Raw genomic sequence first — 23,761 nt, 5'->3', positions numbered from 1 at the left:
TTTAAACGGAAGTAATCATCAAGTAGTTAATTGGAAGTCTTTATCTAGGGCGCATGCCCAATTTCAGGAATCCCTTAACCCCTTTAGTTGCCATATTAGTGATAACTTCAACAGTCTGGGAAACTATCAAAATAGGGGAGAGCAAGTAAGACTCGCCCTATCTACTTAACCCTGCAAACGACTCTAGTGGCGTTTCGCAATCTGAGGATAAACCGCCAAAGCCTGCCGCCTTAAAACAAAAGATCAGCAGAGGTCTGAGGCTTAAAATAGGAGAGCGTGGAAAATCGAAATCGCCATTTCATACGATCTACTGATGATTGCCCTACTCTCATTATAGTATAGTTGAGCCAATCACCGCATACCCATTTTCTTCAGTTGGGAACGATAGTGGTCAAAATCAATAGATAGGCCTAAACCGCCATACATATCATAATCATCAACCCAGTCCCCATTTTCAGGTACGGTTTTCTGCTGAATTCCCTTAGACGCATCTGTCATAATGGACACCCCATTTTTCAGCAAGAAACTGTAAGGCATATTAGTTGAAGTCATGGCAAAGACTTTACCAACGGCTTCTGAACCCGTAAAAAGTTTGGTCGGATTCTTTATCTGGCTGATAACAGCCTTCATGACCTGCTGCTGCCGCTTGGTCCGTCCAAAGTCGCCTTCGTCATCATGGCGGAAACGGGCATAATTCAGCAGCGTTCGGCCATCCATCCTTTGCTTCCCAACCTTAATAGTCTGCTCAGGTGTCACACCATCCTTGGCATTAAGGTCATCGGGCACTTGAACCTCTGAAACTTCTTCTCCTTCAACGGTCGCAAACTTGGCATTAATCTCAACCCCATTCGGGAAAAGCGTGTCAACAGCTTCGGCGAAGGTCTCGAAGTCCAGCATAACATAATACTTAATCTTGAGACCAAAATTATCCTTGAGGGCCTGCCGCATATACTCAGCTCCCTGATTACCGTCTTGCTCCCCTAAATTAAAGGCAGTATTGAGTTTTTGGTCATTGGAATAGCTATCAGCACTGGCCCCATCAATATTGATGAGGGTATCTCGCATAAAGCTGACCATCTTAGCTTTATGGTCGCTATTACCGATATTAACCACCATAATGGAGTCGGTTCTCGCATCGGTAGAGCCCTGAGTGACCCGCTTATCACTTCCCAGAATCAGGATATTAGTACCATCCTCAGTATCCTCACCATTGAACTTTTCCTTGATTGCTGGTTTATACTTACTGTTGGCTCCATTGACAGCTGAAAGACCCTTATAAAACTTATAGCCCATTCCTGCAAAGATGAGCAACATGATCCCTAAGAGGGCTAAGAAAGTTCTCTTGACCCAATGGCGATTATTTCTAGGCCTCTTGGGACGAGAAGGCTTGGCAGAACTATCATAGACAGTCGGTTCAACTGTCCTTTGCGATCTTTGCCTCGCCTTACGTGCTTGATAGGAGGAATGTTCATCATCATAAAGGGGCAAACCTTGATCAGTATAGCCGTCCTGATCTAGATCGTCATCGTAGTCTGGATAGTAGCCATCATCAGTGTCATCATTTTGATACCACTGGCTTGAATTATCGGGCTCTTCCTGATAATCCGATTGGCCGTATTGATAAGCACTTCTGCTACGCTGGGCCTGATTGAAGGCCTCAACCTTATTTCTTAAATAATGAAACTCTTCCTGCTCCTTGGGCGATAGATAATGGTAGTTTCGCATCAAGTAGTTGTAACGCAACTCTTCATGATGCGTAAGATTATGATTTGCCATAGTTTCTCTCTATTATCCGATAATTCTGTAGTTTTTAAATGTTATAAACATTATACTCCCCTAGTACCTTAAAGTCGATTCCAAGGGCTTGCAATTCCTCCAGTGCAAATGCGACGAGCTCACTTAAAGAATTGTCCAAATCAATGATAAAGAAATATTCTCCCAAAACGGTCTTCAAAGGCCGGCTCTCAATCTTAGTCATATCAATACCCCGCCAAGCAAAGACTGACATGGCCTTGTAGAGAGCCCCTGGCAGGTTATCAGGCAAGGTGAGGGCTAAAGAAATCTTGCTAGCCTGAGCTTGCAGAGGCAGCTGGGGTACTTTTTGCCCCAGAATCCAAAAGCGGGTATAATTCTCATCAATCTCTTGTATATCTTGGCCAATAATGGTCAAGCCATATTCCTGAGCTGCCACGCTAGGAGCAATGGCCGCATAAGACTGCTCAGGATGTTCTGCCACATAACGAGCCGCATAGGCCGTGCTGGCTGTCACTTCGATTTTTGCTTGGGGATAATGTTCCCGAATATAAACCTTCCCCTGAGCAAGCGCTTGAGGGTGAGAAAATATTTTCTCAATGTTCCTATCTGCAGTACTGGCCATCAACTGCTGCTGAATGGGTTGAACAATCTCTGCCACGGCCTTGATATCAGCTTGATGAAAAAGGTAGTCCAAGGTCTCATGAACCGAACCCTCAATGGAATTTTCCACTGGGATGAGAGCAAAATCAACCTGACCATTTTCATAGGCCTTAATCACATCCGTAATAGTAGCATAAGGGACTAATTCTTGTTCCGGAAAAGCCTTGAGAGCAGCATTATGGGTAAAGGAGCCACTAGGGCCCAAATAGGCAATCTTCATCCGATTTCCTCAACAATTTCATCTGGTGTCTTATTGGTAACATCAATAATGACATTAGCCGCTTCCTCATAAAGGGCTTGCCGACCATCAAAGATAGCCCGAAAATCTTCCTTGCTGTTATTGACAAAGAGAGGACGAACATTGGCTTCATCCCTGGCAATCCGATTATAGAGGGTAGCAAAGTCTGCTTTCAGATAGATAGTCTCTGAATTTCGAGCTAAAATATCTCGATTAGCAGGGCTTGTAACCACACCGCCGCCTGTTGCAATCACTGAATTGCTATCAGCCAGTTCTGCTAAGGTTTCAGCTTCAACTTGACGAAAGGCCACTTCTCCTTTAGTTGCAAAGAAATCTGCGATCGGCATACCAATTTTTTCGGTAATCAGGGCATCCATATCAATAAAATTTTCATCCAAAAGGCCAGCAATAGTAGATTTACCAGAACCCATAAAACCAATTAAAATCTTAGCCATTCATCAATCCTTTCAAATCATCAAAGAAGCCTGGATAACTAGTATTGATAGCCTCCGCTCTCTCCAGCTCGACCTCTCCTTTTTTGACCAAGAGAGCTGCGACAGCTGCCATCATGCCAATCCGATGGTCTCCAAGGGTATTGATCCTTGACCCATGCAGAGCAGTCTTCCCTCGGATAATCATGCCGTCTGCAGTCGGTTCAATGTCAGCTCCCATACTATTGAGGGCATCTGCTACTACTTGAATGCGGTCGGTCTCTTTAACCTTGAGCTCTTCCGCATCAGCAATCACTGTCTGCCCTTGAGCCTGCGTCGCCAATAAGGCAATGATAGGCAATTCATCAATCAAACGTGGAATGATATCACCAGAAATGCTCGTCCCCTGTAAAGCTGAGCTTTCTACTGTAATGGTAGCAGACTTGGCCACAGGATCCACTTGACTGAGACTAATTTTCCCGCCCATCGCCTTGATGACATCCAGAATACCCGTTCTGCTTTCATTAATTCCAACATTTTCCAAAATAATCTTAGAATCAGGCAAAATCAGGCCAGCTACTAACCAAAAAGCGGCACTGGAAATATCTCCGGGAACAACAACCTCCTGACCAGTTAATTTTTGACAGCCATGAACACGAATTTCCTTACCTGAAATCTCTAAGTGACCGCCGAACTGCTCAATCATATCTTCAGTATGATTGCGGGTTTTCTCTTTTTCGATAATAAGGGATTCTCCATCTGCCTGTAAAGCCGCAAAAATCAAAGCCGACTTGACCTGAGCTGAGGCTACTGGCAGCTGGTAATGAATGGGCTTAAGCGAGCGACTGCCATGAATTTTTAGAGGCGGTAAATCTCGTTTCGTTTGACCAGAAATCTCCACCCCCATCTGACGCAGAGGAATCGAAATCCGATCCATGGGACGCTTAGACAGGCTGTCATCACCATACAGTTCAGCAGAAAAGTCTTGACCAGCTAAAACACCTGAAATCAGACGGATAGAAGTACCCGAATTGCCCATATTAAGCTGCTTCGTTGGCGCTTTGAGACCATGGAAGCCTACACCATAGATTGTAACGACATGACCATCATCCTCAATCCTAACCCCCATATCTCGAAAGGCCTGCATAGTAGATAAGACATCTTCACCACGCAAAATATCATGAACAGTCGTCATTCCCTCGGCTAAACTGCCAAATATAATGGAACGATGACTAATGGATTTATCACCGGGAACACGGATCGTTCCCTGAAAATGCTGAACATTCGTTGCTAATTTCATGAAAGACTCCCATAATAAGGCTAATATATACTAGTATTTTACCATAAAAGACAACCATTTTTAGACAAAATCCTAATTTTTCCTAAGTCGAGATGCGGAAATCTCTTCTAAAAACTCCAGTTTCTCCAAGGCAAAAATAGATGCTAATACAAGATACTAAGCCGTTAAGCGATTCAAAGACATTTAGGGAGCTTGACGAAAAATCCCTAAAGATTCTAGGAAAGCGAGTCTAATTCACAGAGTCGTAGGCGTGTTCAATTTAAAAATGCTCAATGAACCTGGCAAATGATAGAAAAAAAGACCTGAGAAACTCAAGTCTTATCTAAATTAAACATAACCATACAATTCACTGACAGTCACAAACTTATACCCCTGTGAACTTAAATAGTCCAGCACTGTCGGTAGAGCATCGACCGTTGTCTGGTGAATATCATGCATCAGAATAACGCTGCCATTTTTCACCTGAGACTTTACCTGACTTAAAATAGCCTGTGTGTTGCGATTTTTCCAATCCAATGTATCAACATCCCAAAGCACTTGATAGAGATTTGTTAAGCTCCGCACCTTATCGTTGGTAGCACCATAGGGCGGACGTAAAAGTTTGGGTGCCTGACCTGTTGCCTTTTCAATCGCCTGACTTGTTTGGGCAATTTGCGAAGAGGCTTGATTAACCGGCAGTTTATTCAATTGGGGATGATTCCAAGAGTGGTTGCCAATATCATGACCGTCCTTCAACTCTTCCCTGAGGATACCTTCATTGCCAGCAACGCTTTGGCCGACAACAAAGAAGGTGGCCTTAGCCTTGTATTTCTTCAAAATTTTAAGGACCTTAGGTGTTGTCATAGGATTAGGACCATCATCAAAGGTCAGAGCAACAACGTGTCCTGACATCTTCTCCTGTAAACCTGCTCCATGTTTATAAGATTGATAGGCTTTCAGATCCTTATCTTTTAGATAATTAGGATTGAGAATATCGTAAAGACTGGTAACAGCAATCATAACCTTTTGATCGCCGATAGTTAAGACTAGCCGAGACTGGCTGTAGCTAAAAGCTATCTTTGATAGCTTCTCCTGTTTAAAGACCGTCAAGACCTTAGCCTTCTGCTTCTTACTGATTCCTTGGGCTTTAAGCGCTGCTTCAATCTTAGGCGATAAGGCTGCCTTTAAATCTGTTGTTCGCGATAGTAGATCCGTCAGTTTCAAAACCGTATTATCCGACTTGATTAAAAAACTCCTAAGCTCTTTGCTTTTTCCTTTGTGCAATGATACCCCCTGCTTATAGTAAGGGTGTTCATAAAATTTAGCCTGCTGGACATTTTTTAAAGCAGAGTCCGAACAAGCCATACCGACGAAACGATAATCACCATCTTTAGCCGTTTTAGCGGCTTTATTCATCGTTTCTTTTAATCCAGCATAGGTTTTTCCTTTATCATTACAAGGATAGTAAAGCCAAGTATTCTCCTTCTTAGCGGCAACTACAGAGCCTTGCTTTTTGCTAAAAACTTTCTCAGACCTAGCTACTCGGGCTAAGTTCTTCCTAATAGCACTATGTTGGTACAGTATTATTCCTAATAAAGCTACTAAGCAGAGCACGATACCCCAGAAGCGATACGGTTGTTTATTCACAATTGTCCTCCATTCCAACATCTACTATTATAGGGCAATTAGTCCCGAGCTTCAAGAGGCTGTCAATAATCTATGACAAAAGGCAAGCCAAAATTTCAGCATTAAAATTCAAAACGAGATAGTTTCCAGACAGCTAACTGTCATTGCTACCTATCTGAAAATTGTATCAATTTCTGTCTTTCTCAAAGCATGCTGCTAAAAAAATAAATCGTCAATTAAATAAGAACCTAATGTAATTGCATTAAGGTATTTTTCTAAATGATGAGAGTGGGACAGACAGCCATGATGGCTCAGCCTCCTCAATAATACAAAACTCCACCAAAGACTCATCAAAACTTTGATATAATAGCATTATCAACCCGATAGGAGATTATGACTATGAACAGACTGCTAATTCCAATGCTATCGACATTAATGTTAAGTCTCTCAAGAATACTCTTAGCACACCTTTCACAATCAGACTTATTTTTAACAGACCCTGTACATTGGGCCAAATCGCATGGCAAATTGCTTAAATTTTGTAATGAGTTACTAGCCATCGCATCATTTTTATTTAGTGGCTCAATCATTTTTTTCATGTTATACCATAGGCAGGACGACTATTTTATGCTAGCAATAATTAGTAGTAGCTTGATATACTGTATCTTTGCTTGGATAGGTATTCTGTTAATCATTGGAAATAGTGTTTATCCGGTTAACGGCCTTAAAACACTGAAGGCGTCTGAATTACCTACAGCTCTATTACAAATATATTCCAGATTGCATTTATCAGATTTATCTCTTGGCATACTAACAATTGCTTTATCTAACTTGAGTCCAAATTTATATATCAAATTAAGCGGTTATGCTGTCGGGATAATGCAGATTTTGTTTACTTACTACAGTAAGCCATTGAAGCACAAAAGCTATACCTTCGCAGTCATTGCATAGACTATCTGGATTATTTTATTTCAATTAATGACTAACTAAAGCCATTGGTCTCTTCCACATTTTATTTTAAAAACAAAAAATGAGCGCTAGGCCCATTTCTCATTTTTATTTACCAAGTTTTGCTTTAGCCGCATCAGCCAGTGCTGTGAAAGCTGCTGCATCGTTAACAGCTAAGTCTGCCAACATTTTACGGTTAACTTCAATTTCTGCCAATTTCAAACCATGCATCAATTGTGAATATGATAAACCGTTCATACGAGCTGCCGCATTGATACGTGTAATCCACAATTTACGGAAATCACGTTTTCTTTGACGGCGGTCACGGTAAGCATAGTAGTAAGAATTCATTACTTGTTCTTTTGCCGTACGGAACAAGATATGCTTAGCACCATAATAACCTTTAGCTAATTTAAGTACACGTTTACGGCGTTTGCGAGAAACAACGCCACCTTTAACACGAGCCATTTATATTTTCCTCCAAATATTCTTCTTAATTGCTTTGACTAAATGCCTTATTTCATTTGAGACAGCATTGCTTTGATACGTTTGAAATCTCCTGAATGCACCATAGCTGCCTTACGAAGATGACGACGTTGTTTTTTAGTCTTACCGTGGAAGCGGTGTGAAGTGTAGGCACGGAAGCGTTTCAATCCGCCTGAACTTGTACGTTTAAAACGTTTAGCTGATGCGCGGTGTGTTTTTTGTTTTGGCATTTTAATTTCTCCTCTTTAAGTTTAATGACTGATAAATCCCTTATTTTTTCTTATCAGGGATTGGCGCCAACTGCATGAACATTTGGCGGCCGTCCATCTTAGCGCGTTGCTCAATGATAGCGATATCTTGCGTCGCTTCAGCGAAGTCAGCTAAGACTTGTGCACCAATATCCTTGTGAGTGATCATCCGTCCACGAAAACGGATAGAAACCTTAACCTTGTTGCCCTTTTGCAAGAACTTACGGCCGTTTCGGAGCTTGGTTTCAAAGTCACCCTTATCAATAACGGGACTGAGACGAATCTCCTTAACAGTAACAGTGCTTTGTTTCTTGCGCTGCTCCTTTTGTTTCTTTTGATACTCAAACTTGAACTTTCCATAGTCCATAATCTTAGCAACTGGTGGAGTTGCCTGCGGTTGGATCAAGACGAGATCAACATTAGCATCATCAGCCGCTGCTTGAGCTTCAGACAGGGGTTTGATTCCAAGTTGTTCTCCATCAAGTCCCACAAGGCGAACTTCCCGAACGCGAATTTCATCATTTATGAATAAATCTTTTTTTGCGATGATTTTCACCTCTTCATTTTTTTAGAGAAAAACGAAAGCGGACTTGCCAACGCAAGCCCGCACTACAGTAATATTTCATGGAAATGAAACTTGACATGTAGAGCCAGACAACGTTAGTCGCAAGGCGAGAAGCTCTCACTTCTGCTTTCCTCATTGTTAGCAGTATAACATGTTGACTAACCTCTGTCAATAATTTTCTCTGCTTTTTCTGAAATAAAATCAACCACACCATCAATTGATACCCCAGTCGTATCAAAGGTAATGGCATCATCAGCTGCCTTCAGCGGAGAAACCTTGCGGTGGCTGTCCTTGTAATCCCGATCCGCAATTTCTTGTTTAAGCTGCTCAAAATCAGTTACAATTCCTTTTTCTTGATTCTCTTTGAAGCGGCGCTCAGCCCGTTCTTCAACAGAAGCAACCAAAAAGATCTTTAACTCAGCATCAGGCAGGACAACTGTCCCAATGTCACGGCCATCCATAATAATAGCCCCACCCGCAGCGATTCGGCGCTGCTCATCAACCAATTTTTCACGAACTTGAGGGATAGCTGAGACAGCTGAGACATGGTTGGTCACATCATTTTGACGGATAGCCAGCGTAACATCCTCACTACCCAGACTGACGGTTTGACTGCCATCAGCTGCTTTGCCAAAAGCAATCGGATAGCGGTCAAGCAATTTTAATAAGGCATCAACCTGCTCCAAATCAATACCATGTTTGAGTGCCAAGTAGGTGGCACAACGATACATGGCCCCTGTATCTAAGTAAGTATACCCCAATTTCTTGGCGAGAATCTTAGCAACAGTGCTCTTACCACTGGAAGCCGGACCGTCGATAGCAATTCTAATTGTTTTCATCTTAGTTTACGTGTACCTCATCACCCGGATTAGCATACCAGTATCCTTGAGTCATGTGTTCAGGATTAAGCTCTCTAAGTTTGTCAACAGAGATTCCTGCACGCGCTGCAATAGCCACTTCACCTTCACCCGGTTGAACAGTAATGGTTTCACCATCACCAGAAGCAGACGATGACGAAGAAGATTCGCTACTGGATGACGCCTCTGTACTCTCTTGGGGATCAGATTCTGAACTAGAAGGCTGCTCAGAACTTGATTCTTGTTTAGCACTTGATTTAGAAGCACCATAAAAACTTGAAGTTTCCTTAGTTTCATTGCTGCCACCGTTTGACGTGTAAAAGACAAAGAAAAGAATAGCAACTACAACCACAAAGAAGACACTGAGTAAAATAGTCAAAACTGGAGTGCTGACAAAGGAACTACGATTTTGACTACTGACCGAGCGGCTACCGCCAGAACGATGTCGCCCAATAACAATATCGTCATCCTCATCATCCTCAACTGCTGCCGCCTCCGCTTTATCATCAACATCCCTGATTTCCGCATCTTCGACATTGTCAAATTCTTCAGCTTCGTTTACTTCTTCAAGCTCTTCAACTTCTTCTTTGATCGGTGTTTCCCATGGTTTTTTAGACATGCTGTCCTCCCTCATCCTTGTAAAATTAATCAATACGTACTAAAATAATACTATGAAAGTCTCAATTATTCCAGAAAAATGCATTGCCTGCGGGCTCTGCCAAACTTATTCTGCCGCCTTCGATTACCACGATGACGGTATTGTCAAATTCGCTGACAGCAACAAGCTCGAACGCATGCTGCCAGACACACAAGCTAACCTTTTAGCTGTTAAATCTTGTCCAACGAAAGCCCTCAGGATTGATTCCTAAGCGAGGGCTTTTCTTTTTTATCATTTTGATAAAGCTTGAAATAATCCAAACTATCCGAATGGTCAAGCAGCTCCACTTCCCCCTTGAAAGCTGGATTCAGTGCTAGGTCATCTAAGAAATATTTCTTAGGCCACTTACGCATATAAAACAGCCGGGACTTGCCATTCGTAAAAATGAGGGCCAGAGTTGTTCGTGTCACCTCAATCCGCTTGATGCTTGCAATATCAACCTTGAGTGGTTTTAAAAAGTTAAGGGAAATAATCCAAAGTTTATTATCCTCACCAATCACAAAGTAGCGGTGAAATCCCAGACCGACAAAAATCATGAAGATGGCAATAAAGGTCAATCCTGTCCTTGGGACAGAAGCCCTTTCATAGAATAATGACATGGCAATAAAAATCGGAATAAAAGTGATGGACCAATAAATAATGGACCAAGATAATTCCGGCTGCCAGTGATATCTAACTTTTCCAAATATCTTTATCATAGCGGCCCCTCCATACCAGTACATTTTACCATAAAAAGAAGAGATTTCCCATTCTAACTGAAAAAACTTGGAAGAATTTTTCATACCTTCTTGTTGGGTTTGAACACTAAAAAGGAGATTGGAAAAACTTTGCCAACCCCCTTTTATTCAATAAGTTTTAACTCAAACGACCTGTATAGTCAATACTTTGGTCAACATTGGCCCCCAAAGCTTTGGAAACACTGGTATATTGCCAAGCTGCCGCATTGCTATAAAGATTATCATTGGCAGCTTCTTCTTCAGACATTTGATTGTAACCATTGACATAATGGGCTACCCACATATTTTCCATACCAACTTGGCCTGTTGAGAAACTACCACCTCGGGTGTCTAGCCAGCTGGCCATAGTATAGTAAATCAGGTTATTATAGCCCATACTCTTCATGGTTTGGGTCCAAACCGCAGTATTTTCATTGACATTGGCCCGAACCTCACTTGCTTCAATATCATCAACCATAGCAGTTCCTGCAGTCAGGCCATAAGACTTAGCCACATTGACAAAGAAGGCTGCTTCGCTTCTGGCCTCATCCGCATTAGTGTAGCGGGCAAAATGATAAGCAGAAACCTTGAGCCCAGCCGCTCTTGCATTAGTAATCTGACGAGCTGCATAAGGGTTAATGTAAGAATTTCCTTCAGTCAGTTTAACCACAACTCCTGTGATTCCACGCGCCTTGAGCGAACGATAACTTTCAACAGAAATGTTGTCATTATAGCTGCTGACGTCGATAAAGTAACGATTGGCTCTTGCTTTATTTAAATCATACTGCCCTAAATTGAAGCCAGTCCGGCTACCATCTTGATAGTTAACATAGACGTGGACGGTGTAGCTGCCCTTAATATTTCCATGGTTACTTTGATTGATATCTACACTGGCAACACCATTATTGACATCTGCACTATACCAATGAATATTAGTTTGGTTTTCTTCTGACCACACTGCAACATCCATGCTTTTAGCTTTTTTAGAATGATCTGTTTCATTGAGAATAACTCTCATAGTCCCCTGTTCAGCGTTATGATCCCTAACGGTTGGCCAAACTTCGGCTGGCGTAACTGCATCTGCTACAGAAAAATCAGCAGCTGATAAGCCAATTAAACGCCCACCATCAAGGCTTGAGTAGCCATACAGATGAACAAGGTATTTCCCTGATTCAAAATTATGATTCTTCAGCTTAATGAGTCCAGTATAACTGCCATCGGCATTTTTAGTTGTGTCGTACCATACAATATCATCCTGATCATTTTTTTCAGTCCAGACAGGAACTAGAACCGATGTTATGTAACTTGGCACTTTATCAACTGTAACCCTATAAGTTACATCATCTTGCTTGCTAATGTTAGCTGAAGCAGTCGGTGAAGGGACATCTATCGTAGTGGTATTGATACCAACAAATTTTCCACCCTTATTTGCGTAAGTATGAATATGATAAGTTCCGTAACCAGAATGATTAGTATAAGGGGCTAATGCTGAGAAACTGCTGTCAGCTTGATACCAATGGACATCGTCCTGATCTCCAGTTTGAGACCAAACAGCAAAATAAATATTGCTGAGGTTTGCTACCTCATTTGAATCTAGGTGAAGTTTAATACCATTTGTATCCAAACTAGCTGTAACATTATTTTGCGGAGCAACCTTGATGGCATCAGCAGTCTCTTTTTTATCAAAGCCAGAAGTAGCTGCTAAGCCTACCAAGCCACCTGTAATAGAACTTTGTCCATATATATGAACACTATAATGCCCTAAATCATTGTGATGATTAGATGGATTGATCCTTAAGCTGTAGCTAGTAGCACCTGACTTTTCAGCATGATACCAAGCAATATCATCTTGATCATTTTTATCTGACCAAACTGGCACCAAAAGATCGGTAATATCATCAGAAACATTATTGACCGTTAAACTATAAGTCCCATCTGAGTTTGGTACAATCTTAGTAGAAATTTGAGGAGGATTAACCTCAGTGCTTGTTGCATTTCGACCTACAAAATGTTCTCCAATTTTAGAATAGGTATGAATAATATATTTCCCATAAGAGCGATGTTTAGCAAGATCTATATAGGCAGCACCTTTATCATTAGCAGTATACCAAACCATATCATCTTGATCATTCTTTTCGGTCCAAACCGCAAAATAAATAACCTCATCTTTAGCCATTGGACGATTATATTGAATCGTCATCATTTGACCAGATACAGAGGCAGTCGTCACTTGAGACGAAGCTTGATTGGCGGCGCTAGCCCGACTGACTGTTGTAGAAACGCTCGCTCGAACAACTGTTGTATCAGTCGCCGGTTCTGAAACAGGTTGAATTTGATCAGCCTGAACAGTACCTGCCTCTGAAGCAAGCTGATTAGTGGATACTTCTGATGTCGCTTGGCTTTCTGAATTAGCTTGACTTGAATCTATCTCAGACGTAGACTGCTGATTGGTCGGAACTGCTTCTGAAACTCTGGTTGCCTCAGAATTGGCCAGAGCTGCTTGATGAGCTTGGTTGGCTTGTTCTTGCTGGCTAGCATCAGTATCGGTTGTCACGGATTGATCCACTGGAGCAACCTCTCTTGCCGAACCAGCTGGAACATCACTGGTTTCATCAGCAGAGACTAAACCACTTGTCCCCAACACAGTCAGGGCAGCCGCACTGGCAATTACCCAATGTTTCTTAGCTTTGTACATTTTTTTCCGCATTCGTCCTAATTCCTTTTTTAATTTGATTAATGAAGTTAGTTTACCATAATCGCCTAATATCAACAATAGATAGGGCTTCCAAGGCTTTTGGAATTAGTTTAAGAGGGGTCCCCTAATATTCCATAAAAAGAAAATTGATACGCCAAAGGCGTCTCTGTAAAACTATAATTCAAATAGCTGCTCCCCTTTTATAACGCTTTTCATTCGAATCTTATTCGCCAAAGCATTCTCTGCCTTAACTGTCCGACTAACTATTGATAAAGAGTTCAAATTATTGTCCGTAAAAAAGAAGCTGGGCAAACACTTGTCCAGCCTCGACAGACTTATTTTTTCTCATCTTCATCCATAGATAGGACTGAGAGGAAGGCCTCTTGTGGAACCTCGACAGATCCGATAGTTTTCATGCGTTTCTTACCAGCTTTTTGCTTTTCAAGTAGTTTACGCTTCCGGGAAACGTCGCCACCGTAACACTTAGCCAGAACATTCTTTCGCAGGGCCTTAATGTCGGACCGTGCCACAATCTTTTGACCGATGGCAGCCTGAATAGGCACTTCAAATTGTTGGCGCGGGATGATTTTCTTGAGTTTTTCAACAATCAGCCTGCCGCGCTCATAGGCAAATTCACTGTGAACAATGAAGCTGAGGGCATCAACTTTTTCACCATTGAGCAGGATATCCATCTTCACCAATTTGGACCTGCGGTATTCGGAAATTTCATAATCAAAGCTAGCATAGCCACGCGTTGAGGACTTCAACTTGTCAAAGAAATCAAAGACGATTTCAGACAACGGAATTTGATAAATAACATTGACTCGATTATCGTCAATATATTCCATAGTGACAAAGTCACCCCGCTTCCGTTGGCAGAGCTCCATAACTGCCCCAACATATTCCTGCGGAACCATGATCTGGGCCTTAACAAAAGGCTCCTCAATACTATCGACTTTGGTTGAGTCAGGAAATTCAGAAGGGTTAGAAACTTCCAACAGCTCTCCATCTGTGGTATTGATATGGTAAACAACGGATGGAGCCGTCATAATCAAATCAATATTGAATTCCCGCTCCAGTCGTTCCTGAATAACATCCATGTGAAGGAGCCCCAAGAAACCAGCCCGAAAACCAAATCCCAAAGCCTGCGAGGTTTCCGGTTCAAATTGTAAGCTTGCATCATTAAGCTGGAGCTTTTCCAAGGCTTCCCGCAGGTCATTATACTTATTGGACTCGACAGGATAGAGACCGGCAAAGACCATGGGATTCATCTGCTTGTAGCCGTGCAAAGCTTGCTCTGCTGGTCGGTCAGCTAGGGTAATGGTATCCCCAACCCGCGTATCAGCCACAGTCTTGATCGAGGCAGCAATATAACCGACATCACCAGTTGCTAGATAGTCTCGGCCAACGGCTTTAGGAGTAAAAATACCAACCTCAGTGACATCAAAGGTCTTACCATTGGACATGAGCTGAATCCTGTCTCCCGGTTTGACCAGACCATTGACAATCCGAACTTGGAGGATAACCCCGCGATAGGCATCATAAACCGAGTCAAAAATCAGAGCCTGCAGGGGGGCTTCCACATCTCCAGTTGGAGCTGGAACCTTCTCAACGATTTGCTCAAGGATTTCTTCGATTCCGATACCAGCCTTGGCTGAAGCCAAAACAGCCTCACTGGCATCCAGACCGATGACATCTTCGATTTCCTGACGAACCCGCTCTGGATCAGCGGCTGGCAAATCGATTTTATTGATAACGGGCAGAATTTCCAGATCGTTATCTAAAGCCAGATAGACATTGGCCAAGGTTTGAGCTTCGATACCTTGGGCAGCATCCACCACCAATATTGCTCCTTCGCAAGCCGCAAGCGAACGCGACACTTCATAAGTGAAATCGACATGTCCTGGTGTGTCAATCAGGTGGAAAATATAGGTTTCGCCATCCTTGTCGGTATAGTTAAGCTGAACAGCATTGAGCTTGATCGTAATACCACGCTCCCGCTCTAAGTCCATGCTGTCAAGCAGCTGGGCCTGCATTTCACGGTCGGAAACTGTCTCAGTTTTCTCCAAAATTCGGTCAGCCAGAGTTGATTTCCCGTGGTCAATATGGGCAATGATAGAGAAATTTCGAATTTTCTCCTGCCGTTTTTTAAGTTCTTGAATATCCATGATTCGTCCTTATCAGTGAAAATTAATCACTCTATTATACCAAAAAAGGGAGTGGGAAAGAAGTCGCAAATTGATGAATTAGCACAACGTTCCTCCCTCTCTCAGTTAGTAAGATGGCTTGCTGTCACTTCCTAAAAGGAAAGTCAACAGAGCCGACACTTTGTCGCAGCTTAAATGCTCGACATTGAAACAACAATCCTTTCATCACAAGCCAATCACTGCGTTAAGAAATAACAACGACAAAACCCTATGATACTACTTTTTAGGTCTGTCAATTAAAAAAGATGGGCATCATGACCCCACCTCTAAAGCTAAATTTCTTCAGTTATTCGTCAAACCAGATAGCAATTTCCCTTTGGGCAGACGCTAAAGAATCGGAACCGTGAGCGATGTTCTTGATGGCCTCACCGGGAAATGATCCTAAAGCATAGTCACCGCGAATGGTGCCGGGCAGAGCCTTGCTAGGATCTGTAGCTCCCAGCATATCCCGCCAAGCTTGAACCGCTCCAACGCCTGTAAAAGTCCCGACAATAACAGGACCGCTAGTCATAAAGTCGGTAATTGCTGGGAAAAAGGGCTTGTCAACTAGGTCAGCATAATGCTCTTCCAAAAGCGACCGATCAATCTGGCGCATTTCCATGCGGTTAATTTTTAGTCCCCTCACTTCTGCCCGCTGCAAGACTTGGCCCACCAGCCCGCGCTCTAGGCAATCCGGCTTTAAGATAAAAAAAGTTTCTTCCATGATAAACTCCTCGAATGAATAGCAAAAATTTTAAAATATAGTTTTATTATAGCAGGATTTTCAGAAAATTCCATGGAATCATTTGCAGAAAGAAGTATGGTAACTGCCAAGCTGTTGACATAAGGCACTCCATCTGCACGTCTGATTATTTAGAGACCACTCCATTCTCCTGCTCCTTGCGATAGGCCTGCAGGCTTCCTTTGCTTAGCCAAAAACAGCCTAACATGACGATTTCATAAAGAACAAAAAAAAGAATAAAACAATGCAGAAAATAATCCTCAGGCAGAACCCAAATGATGGGATCAGTATAGGGATTAAAAAGCCAATTAGTTGCACCGGGAAAAAGCAAATGATGAAAAAGCGTGAAAAATTGATCAAAACCGATGAAAAAAGCTAAAATCCCCAGTAAGACTGGCAGAGTAGCTAGGCCTGAAAAGACTCTGCTGGAGAGCCAGAAAGACTTGATCCGCAACTGTCTCCTGAAATAAAGCCAAGAGGGGACTAACCCCAGCAAGAAAATAGCCTGATCTAAATGAAAGAGGTGCTTAACATCTCGAAAATGAGCCAACCCGTCTGCTGATGATGGAAAGTTGCTCATCTTGAGCTTGGTCACCCAGGGCAGGGTCAGATACCCCATAAGCTGATGGAAATTATGGAGTAGCTGCTGGCTGGACAGTCCTCTGAGGCTGGCCAAGTTCAGCCAATGATTTTCCAAAGGATAGATGGCCCAAGCCAAATAAATAGTCAACAAAATGGCTAAGCTTAAAAGCCAGAGGGCAAAGCCAACCAATTTTAGTTTATCTTTCATTTAGAGCTCCCAGTCGTCCAAGCTGTCCACGACATGGCTAGGTTTAATAGGCAGGCCCGACACTTCCTCCGGCTTAGTGAAACCAGTTAGAACCAACAGAGTATCAACATCGTTTTTGATACCGGCCATAATATCGGTCATATAGTTATCACCAACCATCAGAGCTTGTGAGCGTTCCAGACCCAATCGCTCCAGAGCCTTATTAATAATGACAGCTTCTGGTTTGCCGATAATAACCGGTTTGACTCGGGTAGCTACCTCCAAAAGCTTTTGAATAGCGCCAGCTCCTGGTTCTTGGCCGCGCTCGGTTGGAATATTGAGATCAGGATTGGTCCCGATAAAGAGAGCCCCCTTTTGAATGGCCAGAGTGGCCGTCACCAACATTTCATAGGTCAACCCACGGTCAAGACCGACCACAACGTAGGCAGGATTATCCTTATCCTCGATATAGCCAGCCTCAGCAATGGCTGACTTGAGGCCGACTTCGCCGATAACATAGGCGGTCTTGCCCCGCTTCATATCATTCATGTAATCGACAGTTGCCAAAGTCGCTGTGTAGATAGTCTCCAGCGGCGTTTCCACATTAAAATGCTTAGCCAACATTTCTTGCACCATCTGCGGGGTCCGCATAGTGTTGTTGGTCACCAAGGTATAGGGGATCTTTTGCTCCTGCAGGCGTTTGATAAAGCGCTCACCTGCTGGAATCCGCTCCTTCCCTCGGTAAATGGTTCCGTCTAAATCAATTAAATAACCTTTGTAAGTCATATTTACTCCTATATGCTGATTTCTTTAAAAATAAGGGAGTGGGATCAACCCAAAAATTGAAAATTCTGGTTCTCACCACTTCTTAATTTCTAGGCGATGGCCTGAAACGGTCTCTTCCCAGACCGTTTCACTCCCAACACTGCGCCTAGAATTGATTCTAAAACAGGACTCTGGACGAGTTTTTACCCAGCCTCAGTCTGCTGTCTAAAAGCAAAGCAGCCACTGTTTACTAGAGTTACTATCTTAAGAAAGGACTGAGTCAAAAAATATTCGGCAGCGGCTTAAGCCTCGTTGCGTTCCCGCCACTCAATCTGAGCTTGGGCATGAAGACCCTGATCAGTTTTAATTTCGTGCTGGCTGATCAAGCCATCCTGTTTAATCCGAGTAATAATATCCTTCCCGTAGTGAATTTCCTTGAGGTACTTAAGATGAACTTTCTTGGGCACATGGGTCTTGAGAAAATCAATATCCATCGCCTCATACATCCATTCCAGATATTTGCTGTTGTTGACATGGCCATTCATATCCAAATCCAAATACCGCACATGAAAGAGGGATTCTTCCGCTTCTTTCAGGGGTTTATATTTTGGACCTCGAATCACTTTTTTAATTTTTTCAGAACCATAAGGGGCTACAATTTCATCCTTGACTGTCACAACCTTTCGGGTATCGTAATCCATAAGGACGAAGGTGGAGAAAATCTCAATAATCTGCTGACCATCTTCGCCGTAAATATAGAACTTCCGATAACAAAAAAGTTTGTTGTAGGCAATTGCCTCGGTCTCTACTACAATATTTTCCGCATAGCGAGGCAGGCGCTGGATATCCAGCTCATAGTCAGTAATGACCCAAACCAAATTAAAATTGTCCAAAAGCCAGTCATCAGTATTGCCCAAACTTTCTGACTGCAAGCCCGATACCTGAAGGGCAAAGGACAGCAGATGAGGCACTTTAATCTGATGATTGATATCACTCTCGTAAAATGGAACCTGATAAGCCACCTGAAATTTTTTTCCCATGATTTCTCCTTTTAAATCGGGACACGTCCTGCCCTCACTACTTTTCAATCACTACTTTGACGCAGTTGGTTGGGAGTAAGACTTGTTGACTATACCAACTTCGTCTTATCCCTGCATAGGTCATGAGGCGTTTCATCACCAATGAACCACTGCTGGTTGGATGCCCTATCCTGACAAGCAAGCCATAGGTCAAACAGTCTCCCAGACTATTTGAGAAAACCAGTAGCAACTATGCGAAGTTGAGTCTCCAGAATCGATAGCTTTGCCATACTGATCTTGGACGCACTCCCTAATCAAGTATAAATTTCTCAGCCACGGTGTCACCCAAGAAAAGGCCCCGCTTGGTCATACGCAGCTGATTACCTGTGACTTGAAGCAAACCGTCCGTCAGCAAATCGGCCACAATCCGACCATACCGCTGCTGGAAGTCCTCCTGAAATTTTTCCTCAAAGCGGCTGATAGAGATACCCGCTTTCTTTCGCAGTCCAAGGAAGATTTCTTCTTCCATCTGCTCGGTCTTAGTCAATTCTTCTTCATGCAAACGGGCCTGACCTTCCTCTGAAATAGCTTTTAGGTAGTGCTGGATTGGGCCACGGTTGCGGTAGCGAACGCCGTCCAAATAACCCGAAGCTCCCGCTCCGACTCCGTAATACTCAGCATTATCCCAGTAAACCAGATTGTGCCGGCTCTCATAGCCCGGCTTGGTGAAATTGGAAATCTCGTAATGCTCAAACCCATGCTTTTCCAGCTCATCAATAATATAGGTAAACATATCGCTCTCAACATCCTCATTAGGCAAATGAAGTCGACCCCGTCGCATTTTGTTCATAAAGACCGTATGATTCTCCAAAATCAGACTGTAGAGACTGAGATGGGGAATATTCAGAGATAAAGCCTTTTTAACATTGATTTTAACCTGATCCATAGTCTGATCGGGCAGAGCATAAATCAGGTCGATAGAAATATTATCAAAACCTGCTGCTTTGAGGGCTGAAACCGACTCATAGATCTGTGCTTCATTGTGACTGCGGCCGATTCGTTTGAGCTCCTGATCATCAAAGGTTTGCACGCCAAGTGAGACCCGATTGACCGCTGATTTTTCAAGCACAGCAATCTTATCCGCCGTCAAATCACCGGGGTTGGCCTCGATGGTGAATTCTTCCAGAAGCGATAAATCCAATTGCTCCTGCAAACCCGACAGCAGGTAATCCAACTGCGAAGCCGAAAGAGCCGTCGGAGTTCCGCCGCCAATATAGAGCGTTCGCAATGTTCTAATATCGTAGAAACGAAACTCCTCCAACAGCTTTTCCAAATAATCATCAACCGGCTGTTTCTTGATAAAGACCTTGGAAAAGTCGCAATAATAGCAAATTTGCGTGCAAAAAGGAATATGCACATAAGCTGAAGTGGGTTTAATAAACATGGCTTTATTATAGCATTTTAGAAAGAAGAAATTAAGGGAGGGGATTGAAAAAAACCTACTTATGATAAGTGAGACAAGAAAAGGCTCTAGGGTTTCTGAAGTAGGTAATGGGTAAATAGTAATTCCATATCAGATTACAAACAAGTCTAGTATTAGTATGAAGCTCTAAAAGGAAATAATAATCCTCTTTAAATGGCTAGTGACGAGTCAAAATACTAAGACTTGAACAAAGTAAAAGCCAGCGGCTTCATTCGCTGGCTAACTTTATCGGTTGTCTTCTTATTTTCTAATCTTGATTTTCTTCTGCGAGTTCATTTGGTTCAAGATGGACCGAAGGTTTCGTATGAGCCTCTGCTTGCTCAGTCTGGAGTAGATCTGGAGCTTTCAAAGCATCCGCTGAGAAATCATTGGCTTCGGTATCGTCTGTCGAAACTGGCACGGTCAAATCGACTGTAAAGCTGGGACCTTCTGCATCGAGCAGGGCTTCCGCTTGGATTTGAGCAGGCTGATAATCCTGGCTTGAAGCTGCTTCAAAAACTTGTGCTGGGTCCGTGAGGGCAGCTCCTGCTTCTTGAAGTGGTTCATCTGCGGGTGTATCTCCAGCTGAGTCATCTACTGGTACGTCCGTCGTTTCTAAGTCCCGAGTAGCTTCTGCAACCTCTTCGTAAACAGTTTCAGCAGCATTAGCTTCTGCTTCCATATTGTCTGCAGGCACTGTGCGGTCTGACTGAGCTGTTAGAGGACTGTCCTCAACTTCTGGCAGCGCTGGTTTCGGCTGCCCCAATTCACGGCGATAATCCTCTGGCATAGCTAGGTTCGCCGCCTTATATTGGGATTGGAGATCCAGAGTGATGGCTGCTCGATTGCCCAAAACATTACGGAGCTTATCGCGGAAGCTGGCATAGTTACCCAAGTCGAAGAAGAACTCAGGAGCTGAGTACCGAGGATTGTGCATCCGCTCCTTGAAACCGAGAATCAACTGACGACTTTCAAAAGCGGTCCGAATGGCCGAAAGAATTTCATTGCCTTGATTAATATCCAAATAGATATCACAGCGGCCAAAAAGCTGCCGGACAGTCAGATTAGTCACATTGGGATAGAGATGGACATTGCTGAAACGGCCCAGACTGAGAAGCTTACTGGACATTTCCGTTAGAGCAGCAATATGCAAGGTCATGTCAGGGAAATCTTCGATAATATTTTCCACATAATCCAACTGGTCAGAATTGGTCAAAATCAGCGCTTCCTTGCGCGCCTGATTATCACGCTGGAATGGATAGAGGAGACCGACATAGGTAAAGGCCTCTCTCTGCTCTGGAGTTACCATCCGCAGGATTTGCTCATAGGTTTTAAAATCCTGAACAATAATCTTAGTCTTTCGCTCTGCTGCTGGATCCAACAGTAACTGCATGTTATAAGGCAGACTATCGCCAATTGGCTCCTGCCAGAAGAGAACATCTTCTCCTTTTTGGTGCAGCTGATATTTTACCAAGAAAGGCATTCCCAGAGAATTAAAGATAATGCGATCCAAATCATAGCCGGAGGCCTGAATATAGTAAGTGACAAAATCAGCCTTGGACTTGAAGATGTAAATCTTACCCTCGTGTTCCAAAATCAAATCGCTCGTTACATAATTTTCCACCAAGACTTCCTTGCCAGACTTGTCATAATAAGACTTCTGAACAGCTTGACTCTCACGGTTATAGATGGTTTGGGCAAAGCGGTAACCGTACTTATTGTAATGGTCGGTTGAGCGAACCTTGCCTGCTTCATCTAACCAGTCAACTGATTGAACAAAGCGGTTGTGACTAGGTTTTGAAAAATGGATATTGGCCCGTTTTTTATTGAGGTCAAAAATTTCACCACTAGAATTGGTCGCCTTGATTTCCCAGAACTTGGGTACCGGGATTTCGTTGAAATGCAGAGGCTTTCCTGTCGCATTGACAAAACCAGTGAAAAAGAGGAAGGGAGAGGTCACATCATCTGGCAGAAAACCATTGTCATTGATGGCAATAGTCGTATTTTGGTAGCCTGACAGAATGAGAGAATAATGCAGGTCCCAGCTATCTTGATTATAATTTTCAAAAAGATTAATCATTGCTCAAGCTCCTTAATCAGTTGATTCCATTTTGCTTCAACCTTATCGGTTAGATAGTCCTTTGCCATATCATAAGAGACTCGATGCATGCTGTCTAAGTTGGCCAGGGTAAAGATCTGGACAATCTTCGTACTCAAGCTTTCAACGATTTCTTGATCGGTATCCAATTCAGAAATGGGAATCAGATAACCGTTTTCCTCGCCCTTGATAAAATTCTGATTACCATAACGGACATCAAACCCAATCAGAGGCATTCCTGAGCCAATGGCCTCCATGAGGGTCAGACCAAAGCCCTCACTCTTGGAAGCTGAGAGGTAAACCTCATGGTGCATATAGGTATGACTCAAATCCTGATGGCCTCGGAGTTGGATATAATCCTTAGCGCCTTTTTCATCAATAATTTGACGCAGTTTGTCTTCTTCGCTGCCAGAACCGTAGATATCAAAATTAATATCTGGCACCAACTCACGAGCTTCGACAACGGCCTCAATCAACCAGTCCACATGCTTTTCAGTTGCCAAGCGCGAGGCCGTCATGACAGAGAAAGGAATCCGTGGGCTCTTAGGCTCTTTAATCTCATCTAAGGAACCGACCGGAATAGTCACAATCTTGGGTTCCTGATGCTTATAAACCGAGAACTGCTGGCTAAGGATTTCTCTTTGGCGGTCAGTTGCCACAATAAAGACATCAACACTGTCTGCATTGGTAAATTGGAAATCGTAGTAATTATTCCAGAGGACTGAATTAGCATTAGTCCCATTTTCACTGTAGTGCTCAGCATGGACAACCACACCTAATTTAGCAGGTTTAACATGGCGAAAGACAGCCTGACCAATACCTGTTGAACGATCCAAAAGGACCAAATCTTCTGAAGTCAGCTCTAGCCTTTCCATAAAGTAAGCAACCAATTCCTCTTTGGAGTAGAGAATCCGATTTGGAAAACGGAAGAAAGGTTGATCCCCATCGGTAATTTCATCGTAGGCAATGCTGCCATCTAAATTGTAGTAGGATCGCTTATAGAGCTTGGCTGCATTGTCTTTAGGGGCATAGTACTCGGTAAAGGAAAGATGCTTACCATTGTTATAGAAGTCCTTACGAACCAGATTCCCATTAGAAACAAATTCAATCCGATGAATAATTTCCCTGCTGTGGCGGCAATAATAGGCAGTTGCAAAATCGCGGTCGCCAAAATAGAAACGCACCAACTTGTCTTCTCGGTCAGTCTTGGTAATATCCCTTGTAAATTGGGCCTTGAGATCGGCTTCAGTCAAGGTCGTTGGAGCGGGCGTCTGGTCAGTAAAATAGGTATACATCCAGATAATCTGGTCATCACTAAAACCGACATTGCGGGCCATATCAACAATATTATCCTGACTGAAAAAGTCGGTAAAAACAAACTTGGCAGCTATCCCAAGTTTTTTAAAAACTTTAGAACGGTAGGCTTGGGCGTATTCAACACCGCTGGAAGCCCAACCAATTCCTAGATTGATATTATAAACTGTCATAGTGACCTTTCTAAATCAATAATTATCTAACTAGACTGACTAGTTGGAAAGCTGGCTGAGAGTGGGACTCA

At 43.0% G+C, this 23,761-nt stretch carries 21 protein-coding genes and 1 other annotated feature; of the genes, 1 reads left to right on the top strand and 20 read right to left on the bottom strand.

All coding sequences use genetic code 11. The annotated features are described in order from the left end of the window. Positions 1-351 precede the first annotated feature (351 nt). The 10 genes from STRCR_RS05760 to STRCR_RS05710 form a co-directional block, all read right to left on the bottom strand. On the bottom strand, positions 352-1,776 hold the full coding sequence (locus STRCR_RS05760; RefSeq protein ID WP_004227951.1) for an LCP family protein: 1,425 nt from the start codon (positions 1,774-1,776) through the stop codon (positions 352-354). Between the two features lie 34 nt (positions 1,777-1,810). Then, complete coding sequence (gene pheA, locus STRCR_RS05755; protein WP_004228808.1) at positions 1,811-2,635, bottom strand: prephenate dehydratase; 825 nt, start codon at positions 2,633-2,635, stop codon at positions 1,811-1,813. Beyond that, on the bottom strand, positions 2,632-3,108 hold the full coding sequence (locus tag STRCR_RS05750) for a shikimate kinase (protein WP_004230143.1): 477 nt from the start codon (positions 3,106-3,108) through the stop codon (positions 2,632-2,634). Before STRCR_RS05750 ends, pheA begins: the two co-directional genes overlap by 4 nt. Next, complete coding sequence (gene aroA / locus STRCR_RS05745; RefSeq protein ID WP_004229057.1) at positions 3,101-4,384, bottom strand: 3-phosphoshikimate 1-carboxyvinyltransferase; 1,284 nt, start codon at positions 4,382-4,384, stop codon at positions 3,101-3,103. Before aroA ends, STRCR_RS05750 begins: the two co-directional genes overlap by 8 nt. Before the next feature lie 327 nt (positions 4,385-4,711). Next, positions 4,712-6,010: a polysaccharide deacetylase family protein gene (locus STRCR_RS05740; protein ID WP_004226599.1), complete on the bottom strand. Its 1,299-nt coding sequence runs from the start codon at positions 6,008-6,010 to the stop codon at positions 4,712-4,714. Between the two features lie 1,035 nt (positions 6,011-7,045). Next, positions 7,046-7,405, bottom strand: coding sequence for a 50S ribosomal protein L20 (gene rplT / locus STRCR_RS05730; RefSeq protein WP_004227782.1), 360 nt, complete (start codon positions 7,403-7,405; stop codon positions 7,046-7,048). Between the two features lie 47 nt (positions 7,406-7,452). After that, complete coding sequence (rpmI, locus tag STRCR_RS05725) at positions 7,453-7,653, bottom strand: 50S ribosomal protein L35 (protein WP_004229520.1); 201 nt, start codon at positions 7,651-7,653, stop codon at positions 7,453-7,455. A 40-nt stretch (positions 7,654-7,693) separates the two neighbouring features. Continuing rightward, on the bottom strand, positions 7,694-8,227 hold the full coding sequence (infC, locus tag STRCR_RS05720) for a translation initiation factor IF-3 (RefSeq protein ID WP_004228388.1): 534 nt from the start codon (positions 8,225-8,227) through the stop codon (positions 7,694-7,696). 14 nt (positions 8,228-8,241) lie between these two features. Continuing rightward, positions 8,242-8,371, bottom strand: a sequence feature (ribosomal protein L20 leader region). Positions 8,372-8,394: 23 nt separating this feature from the next. Further along, positions 8,395-9,075: a (d)CMP kinase gene (gene cmk / locus STRCR_RS05715; protein WP_004227552.1), complete on the bottom strand. Its 681-nt coding sequence runs from the start codon at positions 9,073-9,075 to the stop codon at positions 8,395-8,397. Position 9,076: 1 nt separating this feature from the next. Next, positions 9,077-9,712, bottom strand: a complete 636-nt coding sequence (locus tag STRCR_RS05710; RefSeq protein WP_004226120.1) for an SAG1386/EF1546 family surface-associated protein — start codon at positions 9,710-9,712, stop codon at positions 9,077-9,079. A 52-nt stretch (positions 9,713-9,764) separates the two neighbouring features. Between STRCR_RS05710 and STRCR_RS05705 the strand changes: the two genes are divergently transcribed. Next, a complete protein-coding gene (locus tag STRCR_RS05705) occupies positions 9,765-9,962 on the top strand; it encodes a ferredoxin (RefSeq protein ID WP_004228511.1) in 198 nt (65 codons plus the stop codon). Here the strand turns inward: STRCR_RS05705 and STRCR_RS05700 are convergent. From STRCR_RS05700 to gtfA, 10 genes are all read right to left on the bottom strand, one after another. Further along, positions 9,946-10,449: an EbsA family protein gene (locus STRCR_RS05700; protein ID WP_004229273.1), complete on the bottom strand. Its 504-nt coding sequence runs from the start codon at positions 10,447-10,449 to the stop codon at positions 9,946-9,948. The two genes, STRCR_RS05705 and STRCR_RS05700, sit on opposite strands and share 17 nt — an antisense overlap. Positions 10,450-10,606: 157 nt before the next feature. Then, positions 10,607-13,174 (bottom strand): GBS Bsp-like repeat-containing protein, encoded by a 2,568-nt coding sequence (locus STRCR_RS05695; RefSeq protein ID WP_040804502.1) that lies wholly within the window; start codon positions 13,172-13,174, stop codon positions 10,607-10,609. Positions 13,175-13,497: 323 nt separating this feature from the next. Beyond that, positions 13,498-15,330, bottom strand: coding sequence for a translation elongation factor 4 (gene lepA, locus STRCR_RS05690; protein ID WP_004229897.1), 1,833 nt, complete (start codon positions 15,328-15,330; stop codon positions 13,498-13,500). Between the two features lie 325 nt (positions 15,331-15,655). Then, complete coding sequence (gene ndk, locus STRCR_RS05685) at positions 15,656-16,072, bottom strand: nucleoside-diphosphate kinase (protein ID WP_004229878.1); 417 nt, start codon at positions 16,070-16,072, stop codon at positions 15,656-15,658. 145 nt (positions 16,073-16,217) lie between these two features. Further along, positions 16,218-16,880 (bottom strand): TIGR01906 family membrane protein, encoded by a 663-nt coding sequence (locus tag STRCR_RS05680; RefSeq protein WP_004228935.1) that lies wholly within the window; start codon positions 16,878-16,880, stop codon positions 16,218-16,220. Next, a complete protein-coding gene (locus tag STRCR_RS05675) occupies positions 16,881-17,645 on the bottom strand; it encodes a TIGR01457 family HAD-type hydrolase (RefSeq protein WP_004226992.1) in 765 nt (254 codons plus the stop codon). It lies immediately after the preceding gene. Between the two features lie 281 nt (positions 17,646-17,926). Beyond that, positions 17,927-18,664 (bottom strand): acyl-ACP thioesterase domain-containing protein, encoded by a 738-nt coding sequence (locus STRCR_RS05670; protein WP_004227045.1) that lies wholly within the window; start codon positions 18,662-18,664, stop codon positions 17,927-17,929. A gap of 289 nt (positions 18,665-18,953) precedes the next feature. Further along, on the bottom strand, positions 18,954-20,087 hold the full coding sequence (gene hemW, locus STRCR_RS05665) for a radical SAM family heme chaperone HemW (protein ID WP_004229312.1): 1,134 nt from the start codon (positions 20,085-20,087) through the stop codon (positions 18,954-18,956). A 286-nt stretch (positions 20,088-20,373) separates the two neighbouring features. Further along, on the bottom strand, positions 20,374-22,185 hold the full coding sequence (gene gtfB / locus STRCR_RS05660) for an accessory Sec system glycosylation chaperone GtfB (RefSeq protein ID WP_004227461.1): 1,812 nt from the start codon (positions 22,183-22,185) through the stop codon (positions 20,374-20,376). Then, positions 22,182-23,690 (bottom strand): accessory Sec system glycosyltransferase GtfA, encoded by a 1,509-nt coding sequence (gene gtfA / locus STRCR_RS05655; RefSeq protein WP_004226152.1) that lies wholly within the window; start codon positions 23,688-23,690, stop codon positions 22,182-22,184. Before gtfA ends, gtfB begins: the two co-directional genes overlap by 4 nt. Positions 23,691-23,761 lie beyond the last annotated feature (71 nt).

The sequence above is a fragment of the Streptococcus criceti HS-6 genome, assembly GCF_000187975.2.
Classification (GTDB): Bacteria; Bacillota; Bacilli; order Lactobacillales; family Streptococcaceae; genus Streptococcus; species Streptococcus criceti.
This window is presented reverse-complemented; position numbering and strand designations above follow the sequence as displayed.

Bases quoted from the DNA above. Each gene is read 5' to 3' on its own strand.
- lepA (WP_004229897.1), bottom strand. From the start codon at position 15,330: ATGGATATTCAAGAACTTAAAAAACGGCAGGAGAAAATTCGAAATTTC.
- aroA (WP_004229057.1), bottom strand. From the start codon at position 4,384: ATGAAATTAGCAACGAATGTTCAGCATTTTCAGGGAACGATCCGTGTT.
- STRCR_RS05705 (WP_004228511.1), top strand. From the start codon at position 9,765: ATGAAAGTCTCAATTATTCCAGAAAAATGCATTGCCTGCGGGCTCTGC.
- STRCR_RS05710 (WP_004226120.1), bottom strand. From the start codon at position 9,712: ATGTCTAAAAAACCATGGGAAACACCGATCAAAGAAGAAGTTGAAGAG.
- gtfA (WP_004226152.1), bottom strand. From the start codon at position 23,690: ATGACAGTTTATAATATCAATCTAGGAATTGGTTGGGCTTCCAGCGGT.
- STRCR_RS05750 (WP_004230143.1), bottom strand. From the start codon at position 3,108: ATGGCTAAGATTTTAATTGGTTTTATGGGTTCTGGTAAATCTACTATT.
- STRCR_RS05675 (WP_004226992.1), bottom strand. From the start codon at position 17,645: ATGACTTACAAAGGTTATTTAATTGATTTAGACGGAACCATTTACCGA.
- STRCR_RS05680 (WP_004228935.1), bottom strand. From the start codon at position 16,880: ATGAAAGATAAACTAAAATTGGTTGGCTTTGCCCTCTGGCTTTTAAGC.
- hemW (WP_004229312.1), bottom strand. From the start codon at position 20,087: ATGTTTATTAAACCCACTTCAGCTTATGTGCATATTCCTTTTTGCACG.
- rplT (WP_004227782.1), bottom strand. From the start codon at position 7,405: ATGGCTCGTGTTAAAGGTGGCGTTGTTTCTCGCAAACGCCGTAAACGT.
- STRCR_RS05700 (WP_004229273.1), bottom strand. From the start codon at position 10,449: ATGATAAAGATATTTGGAAAAGTTAGATATCACTGGCAGCCGGAATTA.
- gtfB (WP_004227461.1), bottom strand. From the start codon at position 22,185: ATGATTAATCTTTTTGAAAATTATAATCAAGATAGCTGGGACCTGCAT.
- pheA (WP_004228808.1), bottom strand. From the start codon at position 2,635: ATGAAGATTGCCTATTTGGGCCCTAGTGGCTCCTTTACCCATAATGCT.
- rpmI (WP_004229520.1), bottom strand. From the start codon at position 7,653: ATGCCAAAACAAAAAACACACCGCGCATCAGCTAAACGTTTTAAACGT.
- STRCR_RS05670 (WP_004227045.1), bottom strand. From the start codon at position 18,664: ATGGGAAAAAAATTTCAGGTGGCTTATCAGGTTCCATTTTACGAGAGT.
- STRCR_RS05695 (WP_040804502.1), bottom strand. From the start codon at position 13,174: ATGCGGAAAAAAATGTACAAAGCTAAGAAACATTGGGTAATTGCCAGT.
- cmk (WP_004227552.1), bottom strand. From the start codon at position 9,075: ATGAAAACAATTAGAATTGCTATCGACGGTCCGGCTTCCAGTGGTAAG.
- ndk (WP_004229878.1), bottom strand. From the start codon at position 16,072: ATGGAAGAAACTTTTTTTATCTTAAAGCCGGATTGCCTAGAGCGCGGG.
- STRCR_RS05760 (WP_004227951.1), bottom strand. From the start codon at position 1,776: ATGGCAAATCATAATCTTACGCATCATGAAGAGTTGCGTTACAACTAC.